The sequence below is a fragment of the Mesorhizobium sp. M4A.F.Ca.ET.050.02.1.1 genome (assembly GCF_003997725.1).
Classification (GTDB): domain Bacteria; phylum Pseudomonadota; class Alphaproteobacteria; order Rhizobiales; family Rhizobiaceae; genus Mesorhizobium.
In genome coordinates this window covers 1-7,927 of record NZ_RZSG01000235.1, presented here as the reverse complement: position 1 = coordinate 7,927, position 7,927 = coordinate 1, and the positions used below count along the sequence as shown (strand labels likewise).

The window sequence follows — 7,927 nt, the reverse complement described above, 5'->3', positions numbered from 1 at the left end:
GTCCTGATCGCCTCGATATTGGCCCGATAGGCTTCGACGCTGCCGCCCTTGAAGATGGCGGCGCCCGCCACCAGCACGTCGGCGCCCGCCGCCGTGACCAGCGGCGCCGTCTCCGGCGACACGCCGCCGTCGATCTCGATCTGGATCGGACGGTTGCCGATCAGCGCCTTCACCCGCTTCACCTTGTCGACCATGGCCGGAATGAACGCCTGACCGCCGAAGCCCGGGTTGACGGTCATGATCAGGATCAGGTCGAGCAGGTCGAGTACATATTCGACAGCGCTTTCGGGTGTCGCCGGGTTAAGCGACACGCCGGCCTTCTTGCCGAGGTTCCTGATCGTCTGCAGCGAGCGGTCGAGATGCGGTCCGGCCTCGGCATGCACGGTCATGCCGTCGCAGCCGGCCTCGGCGAAGGCGGCCAGATATGGATCGGCCGGCGCGATCATCAGGTGGCAATCGAAGAAGGCCTTGCTGCGGTTGCGGATCGCCTTTACCACCGGCGGGCCGAAGGTGATGTTGGGGACGAAATGGCCGTCCATGACGTCGAGATGGATCCAGTCGGCGCCGGCTGCCGCGACGGCCTCGACCTCGTCGCCGAGCTTCGAGAAATCCGACGCCAGCACCGATGGCGCGATCAGGGTTTTCTTGGCCATGTCCGCTTCCCGTTCTTCAAGTCCGCTCCGCCCTAGCGCATCGGCCGGAAAATCGGAACCGTTTTTCGAAAGGGACAATGCCTGATTATGTGTTGGAGCGCAGCCAGCGCCCAAAAAGGAGCTACGTCGCTCCCGATCGGGATGACGTTTCGTCATCCCGCAAAGGAGAGAGGCGTCGCCGCCTCTCTCCTGGTTTGCAGCAGGATTCAGTTCACCTGAAGTCGTGACCTGGCCTGTCCCGGCAGGAACGACGGGCCTCTGCCTTGCTTCAACTTCTGCAGCCCAAGCGTCTTCGAAGCCGGCCTGGGCACGCAATGTCCGCGCACCGTCATTTCGGTCGGCCGGCAGCCCGTGGTGATGATTGCGTCCCTCACACATGCCTTGCCGACCAGATGGTAGCCGCGTTTGCAGTCGATGATGATGGAAGGCTTGCGCACGCATTCGCCATTGATGCGCTGTTCGTCACGCCGGCATTTCCCGGCGATCACGGCATTCTTCACGCATTTCAGGCCGACCTGATGATAGCCGGGCAGGCAGTGGATGCTGACGCCGATGCACCTGCCGTCGACCAGCTTCTCGGTGCTCTTGCATGCGGCCACCAGCGGCCTGTCGACACATTTGCCGCGCAGCAAGCTTTGGCTGGGCAGGCATTTGCGGCCGGGATCCACAACGACCGGCGGCAGCCTGGGCTTGCCGAAGTCGGGGCGCGTGCTTGAGACAAGATCGTCGACCTTGGGCTCGACAGTGCGTTTTATGCAGGTGAAATCCTCCGCATCCGCGTCGATGGTGGCAATGGATCCATTCGGCTTGATCTCCTGCAAGGTGCACTGGATCGAGCGGGTCCTGCTTATGCTGAGATCGTGCGCGGCGCTGGCCTTGAACACACCGCCTTCGTTGAAGGCGACCGCGGTCCCGGTGAAGAAGGCGCCGTTCGAGCAACCGATCCGGTAGTGCAACGCGCCGGGAGCATCGCGGCTCGCTTCGAACGCGACCTGACCTTTGCGCGGGCAAAGTTTCCTCGATCCGGCGCTGTCGGAAACGGTCACTTCGCCTTGCCAGTCGGCCTTTGCCGGCGGGTTGTCGGGATCGGCCTGAGGTCCATCGGTGAAGCCGCCGCCGCCCGCGCCAGTGCAATGGACGGTGATGTCTTTCCAGCCGTCGAAGGGCTCGAACGGGCCGTTGCCGACTATTTCGGTCTTGTACTGGAAGTACGCGGTCGCTCCGACATTCTCCCATTTCTCATAAGTGGCGAAATAGCCGTTCTTGCCCGCGTCGAAGGACGCCCAGACCTGCTTGAATTCCGATGTGATCGGCCCATTGTCCTTCTGCCGCCAGATGCGCATCGATACCGGCCCGGCCTTGTTGGCCTGCGCGCGGCTGGTCACCTTGAGCGCCGGGCACACTGTGCCGGGTGTCGAGCCGGGCTGGTTCGAGCGGTAGGTGGTCAGGAACAGTTTGACGTTCTTTGTCTCGAATTCGCCGAAATCGACGGCGATGTCCTGAGCCGCCGGTTTGACGACGGGATCGCAAACGACCTGGACGTCGAACGAACCGTGTTCGGCATAATGCGATTCGTAGATCGGATAGGGCCAGCTGCCGCCGGTCGTCTCGGTGGCAGCATTGTGCATGTCGAGCGCCTTGTCGGTCAGCGCCGAAAAGGTTGCGTGGAAGGTGTGCGTGAACGAATAGGACTTCGTCGGCCCATCGGGCTGGAGGTGCTGGTTGCACTTGGCGATAATCTGATCGCCATAGGGCACCGACGCGATGTCCGCATTCGAAGACAGCGCCATGATCGAGGGATCGAAGGAGAAGTTCGCCTGGTGATCATAGTCGCGGCTGACCGGCGATGCGCTCCAGATCGGCGGAAACGCCCCGCACTGGCTGGGGCCGCATACGCCGAGCGATACACCGACCTGCTGCACGTAGCCTGGCCAGCGTGTGTCGATCTTCATGTGGCCCCAGAACTGGACCGTGCCGCTTTTCAGCCTGTCCCATTTCTGTTTGTCGCTCGAAACGACATGGAGCGTGGTGTTGACGCTCTGCGTGTCGAACGACATCGACTTGATGTTGGCCTGCGCGGCGGAAGCGGAGGTGCTGACTAGTCCGGCTGCGAACAGGGCAACAGTCGCAACCGTATTGCGAAAGGCATAGCTGACTGAAGACATCTCTCTCTCCTGATGTGTTCCTTCAGCGATTGGTCGCCGCTCGCGGCATCAAGGTTCACGCGGGCGATCCCGCCAACGAAAAACCCGCCGGATTGCTCCGGCGGGGTTCTGGTTTTCCTATCGCTAGATCACGGCTTGGAGTTCTGGATGTTCGCACCCGCCGGATCCTGCTGCACCTGCGGCGTACGTCTCGGCACCAGCTGCTGCAGGATGTTCGGATTGAGCAGCAGGTTCGGGTTGACCTCCACGCCCGGCTTGCGGATCGGGACGCAGTTTGGATATTTTCCGGTCGTCCCGGTCGGGCAGCGCCGCAGGATGATGATCGGCTGGCACTGGCCGTTGATCAGCTGCGAACCCGGAGCGCATTCCTGCCGGACCCTACGGCAGGCACCGTCACGGACCTCGGTGCCACGCGGGCAGACACATTCGCCACGCTTGTTGTGGACCTGGCCGCGAATGGTGCACTGCTCCAGTTCAGGCTTCTTCTGCCGGCAGGCGCCGTCGCGGATTTCCGTACCCCTCGGGCAGACACAGTTGCCGTTGGCGTCGTGGATCTGGCCGCGGATCGTGCACTGCTCGGGCTGTGGCCGGATCGGCCGGCAGGCGCCGTTGCGCAGCTCGGTCCCGTTCGGGCAGACGCAATCGCCATCGGCGTTGCGGACCTGGCCGGGGATCCGGCACTGCTCCGGTTTCGGCCGGATCGGCCGGCAGGCGCCATTGCGCACCTCGGTCCCCTTCGGGCAGACGCAATCGCCGTCCGCGTCGTGGACCTGGCCGCGAATGGTGCACTGCTCGGGCTTCTGCTTGTCCCGCACGCAGGCATTCGCATTCCTGTCGAGATGCGTGCCCTTGGGGCAGTAGCAGCTGTCGCCATCCGCCGACGGCACCGAGCCGGGTATGGTGCACCCTTGCGTGATCCTCACGCAGGCGCCGTTCTCAAGCTCGGTTCCGCGCGGACAGACACAGCGCCCGTCCTCGGTGCGGATCTGGCCCTTGAGCAGGACGCAAGGCTTTGGCTTTGGCTTCGGCTCGATGATGACGCCGTCGCCCGTGCACTGGCCGTTGCGGTAGGTGGTGCCTTCCGGGCAGACGCAGCGGCCGGCATCGTTCATGACGAAGCCCGCCGAGCACTGCTTCTTCACCTCGTTCCTGATGGTGAAGGGATGGCACGCATAAGCCTTGCCGCGATTGCCCTGGATGTTGGCCTGATCGCCGGAAAGCACGTCGCCGCCGCCCTGCACCCGCGTATCCGGAGACAGGACGCCAACGCAGTTCTGACCGTGGACCTGACCCTGCAGATTGGCCAGACGGCCGTCATCGGGGATGACCACGGTGACATTGTGCACGTGGCTTTCCTCGGCGCCGAGCGTCAGGTTGGCAATGCAGGACAAAGGCAGCGTCGTCGGTTCCGGCGAGCAGCCGAAGGGCGGCTCGATCGACGTGATCTCGACGCCTTCCAGCCTGCCCAATCCTTCCACGCCGATCGCATCGCCGATCCGGACCGGACCGGAGAAGGCGCTCGGCCCATCGTTCGTGATGGTGATCTCGAACGAGCAGGGCTGGCCGGGCCGGCATTCGCTGTCGCCGGTCTTCTCGACGCGGATGGTCGGAGCCCCGCCGCCCTTGGCGCAAGCCTGGCCGATCGGATAGACGATGTCGTCTCCCGGCGCCGGCCCGTAGGAGCCGCGCGCGCAGTTCTCGAACTCGCCATTGGCCGAGACGGTCACGTCGAAGTGCCTGGAGGTTCCGGGCGTCATCACGGCGCCGGGAATCTGGCAAGACAGCGTGTTGGCCGGAACCGGTCCGCAGGCCCATTCAGCGCCGTCGGGAGTGACGGTCTGGATCTGGACCGGCGCGCCACCGGCCACCAGCGTGGCGGCATCGTTGACCCGCACCGGACCGGTGGGGGCCGCCGTGCCGGCATTGCTGACGGTGATGCGGCAGGAAACCACCGCGGCACCGGCCAGCGAGCCGTTGCACACCTTGGTGATGCGCAGGCCGGGCTTGCCGCCATTGGGATGGCGGAAGCGTTCCTTGGCGCAGGCCTTGTTGTTGGTGAGGTCGACCTCACCGGGTATGGCCTTCACCGCCGCGCAGTTCTCAACGCTGTCCGACTGGTAGTTTGCCGGCATCACCGCCTTGACGACGATCGACGTCGAGGCGCCAGGCATCAGCACGATGCCGGGATTGTCGCAACGGAACTGGCCGGGGCCGTTCGGTCCACAGCTCCAGGGCGGAGACGGGCCGAAGGTCGAGGAGGCAGGCGCGCCGCCGGGATAGCTGTCGATGACCGTCAGCGGTCCGTTATAGGGGACGCTGCCGTTGTTGATGAGGTCGATGACGAAGTAGCAGATGCCGTCAGCCGTGCAGACCGGGATGCGGGCACGCTTCTTCAGGATCAGGTCGACCTTCTTCTCGACCGGCGGCCGGCACTCAGGGTCGCGATCGCCACGCCGGCAGATCGGGATCGAGGCGCAGCCGCGATCGTTCTGCTGGCTGCCGAACAGCGGCTTGCCGCTGGCCTGGTAGTCGTAGATGGCGCAGTTGCGCAGCACGCGTCCCTGCCAGCCCGGCGCCGGCTTGAAGCCGAGCTTGAGGTCGACAAAGGCGCCCGGGTTGAGCGTGGTCACCGGATGGGTGCAGGTCATCGGCGTGACGCCGGGCACGCAGACCCAGGGCGGGTTCGGGCCGGAATCCAGCACCGAGCCGGCTGGCAACGTCACCTCGTCGAGCACGATCTTGCCGTGATAGGGCGCGCCGCCGACATTGCTGACCCTGATGGTGAAGTCGCAGCCGCCGGCCATCGTGCAACGCGTGACATCGGCGCGCTTCTCGACTTTGAGGTCCGGCTCCTTGTCGGGCGGGCATCTGAGGTCGCGCGGGATGACGATGTCGATAGTCTGCGTGCAGCACAGGCCCCAGCCCTCCTCCGGACCGGCATAGGTCTCGATGCCGGTGACAATAAGGTGGATGACATCACCGGGCGATGCGCCGACGATCTTCCAGTTGAGCACGCCGCCGCCCGCCGGCACCAGTTGCGTGTCGGGGATGATGGTGATGCCGGGCGTGGTCGTCGAGACCTGCACCCACTTGCCACCCATCTCCGGGCCGACAGGCATGTGGTAGATGAAGGCGCCGCCGCCGGGCACGCAATCGACCGTGCCGCGCTCCACCTTGAAGCATTCCTTGCCGGGAGGTGGTGGTGGCGGATTACATTTGGTCAAGTCGATGCGGATCGAGGTCTTCTCGCCGGTGAGGAAATCGCCGTCATCCGGCTTACCCGGATCCTGCGACGGGATGATGGTCCCCGGGCCGCCTCCCATCGACACCTTGATCGTGCCCTGGTTGTCGACCATGGCCGGCGCGGGGAACGCCGCATGGTCGATCTTGGCCACGATCTGGAAGGTGATCGCGCGTTCGTTCGCAGCGCCCATGCCGTCGAGATCGCTGGCGGAAATCCGGAAATCGGAAACCGTCGCGGTGTCGTTCGGGTCCGCCGAGGTGCTGATCACCGCACCGGGCAGTGCACCGCCCGCCGCATCGGTGCCATCGCCGGACACATGCGCGCTGACGATCTGCAGGCCATGCGGAAGCTGGTCCTTGAAGTCGAGCCTGGTGTTCTTTAGCGCATTGGCAAGCACGGGATTGGCAAAGGCTTGCGCATTGCCGCGCAGGCCGAACGTCAAGGTGTAGAAGACGTAGTCGCAGCTTCTCTGGCCGCCCTTCTTGGTGAAGAACGGCACGATGCGCCCCGGCTCGGGATTGACGACACGGGGATTGTCGAGCTCAAGCCTGGGTTCCGGGCCTGCGGCCTCGACGATCTTGGCCGGGATGGGGTCCTCGGCGAAGGCCGGCAATGCCGGCAGCATGGCGACCGCGATACCGGCCGCCATCAGCCGGCGCGCGCCGCGCCTGGCATATGACAGGGGTTTCATGATCGTCTCCATGACGGTGGGTTTGCTGCTGCTGGGAGCAAGCGGGGAAAGCGCGGAAATGGTCATCTTTCCCTCCCTCACGGTTCGCAGCTGACGGCAGGGGTTCTGAGCGGCAGGGTCATTTTGCAGCAAGGGTAGTAGCCGCCCTTGTCGCGGTCTGACTGCCTGTAGAAGCAGAGCCCGACATCGACCGTGTCGCCCGGATAATGGCCGGTGATGCCGATCGTGTATGGCGTGCCCGGCGCATGCGACATGGGTGAGGTCACCCCGACGCCTGGCGTCTTGGACAGAGCCTTGATCGAATCGCCGCCGAAGCCGGCATGGTCATGGAGATAGAGATCGGCCTCGAGGCCCGAGGGCGTGCAGAAGTACTGGACATCCTCGACATCGAGACAGGGAGGCAGATTGCCGGGCGGTGGGAAGTCCGGCGGATAGAATGGCGGCAGGTAACCGCCAGGAATTTCCTCATAGTAGCCGGCACGGCCCTCGCAGGGACGCCAGACCCTGACGTCGCCGACATGGCCTTCCACTTCCGGGTCCTCGAAATAGCTGTCGAAGTCGACGAACCAGGAGCCGAAGGGCGGCAGGTTGGCCGGCTTGACCAGCGGGGTCGGCGTGAACTGGACGCCATGCACGGCAAAAGGCCCGCCAGCGGCGAGCTGCTCGGCAAGCGCCGGATTGTCACGCAACTTGTCGCCGGTGTTGACCAGCGTGTCGGTGCAGACACTGGTGTCGAGATTGCCCTCGGCGTCATAGCCATATTGCAGATCGACGCCACCGGCCGACTGGCGGTTGCCTTGCGGGAAGCCGATCGCATATTCCTGCGGCACTTCCACCCAGACCGATTCCGTCGCCGGATCGTCGGGATTCTCGCGCCAGTAGCGGATGACCTCGCCCTTGCCGGAATCGGCGAAGCGGCTGTAATCGTAGCGGTTTTCCACCGGGCCGCGCTGGGCCAGATACATGAAGCCCTTGTTGTCGAAAGCGATGCCGGTGACGGCGTAGTCCTTGTCGGCCTTGACCGTCAGCTCCCAGCGCGGATCGCCGGCGAAGCGGCCGTCGCGGGCAATGCCCACCGACCAGACCTCCGCCTTTTCGCCGACCGTATAGTAGACCCGGCCGCCGTGATAGGCGACCGCCCAGACGCGGCGCTCGTCCTGGGTATAGCCCCATG

The 7,927-nt window shown here is 64.7% G+C and carries 3 protein-coding genes and 1 pseudogene; all 4 read right to left on the bottom strand.

Annotated features, from left to right (window positions below; translation table 11 throughout):
- On the bottom strand, positions 1 to 653 hold a 653-nt coding region (gene rpe / locus EOA33_RS16975; RefSeq protein WP_127406111.1), incomplete at its 3' end, for a ribulose-phosphate 3-epimerase.
- A 206-nt stretch (positions 654 to 859) separates the two neighbouring features.
- Positions 860 to 2,818 (bottom strand): EB domain-containing protein, encoded by a 1,959-nt coding sequence (locus tag EOA33_RS16970; protein WP_127406110.1) that lies wholly within the window; start codon positions 2,816 to 2,818, stop codon positions 860 to 862.
- 128 nt (positions 2,819 to 2,946) lie between these two features.
- Positions 2,947 to 6,819 carry a hypothetical protein gene (locus EOA33_RS16965; protein ID WP_127406109.1) on the bottom strand — a complete coding sequence of 1,291 codons (3,873 nt, stop codon included), beginning with the start codon at positions 6,817 to 6,819 and terminating at the stop codon, positions 2,947 to 2,949.
- 11 nt (positions 6,820 to 6,830) lie between these two features.
- A pseudogene (locus EOA33_RS16960) lies at positions 6,831 to 7,927 on the bottom strand (hypothetical protein); the annotation flags it as partial.

What these genes read in the sequence shown, in the direction of transcription:
- EOA33_RS16970 (WP_127406110.1), bottom strand. Translation starts at nt 2,818, where the DNA reads ATGTCTTCAGTCAGCTATGCCTTTCGCAATACGGTTGCGACTGTTGCC.
- EOA33_RS16965 (WP_127406109.1), bottom strand. Translation starts at nt 6,819, where the DNA reads ATGACCATTTCCGCGCTTTCCCCGCTTGCTCCCAGCAGCAGCAAACCC.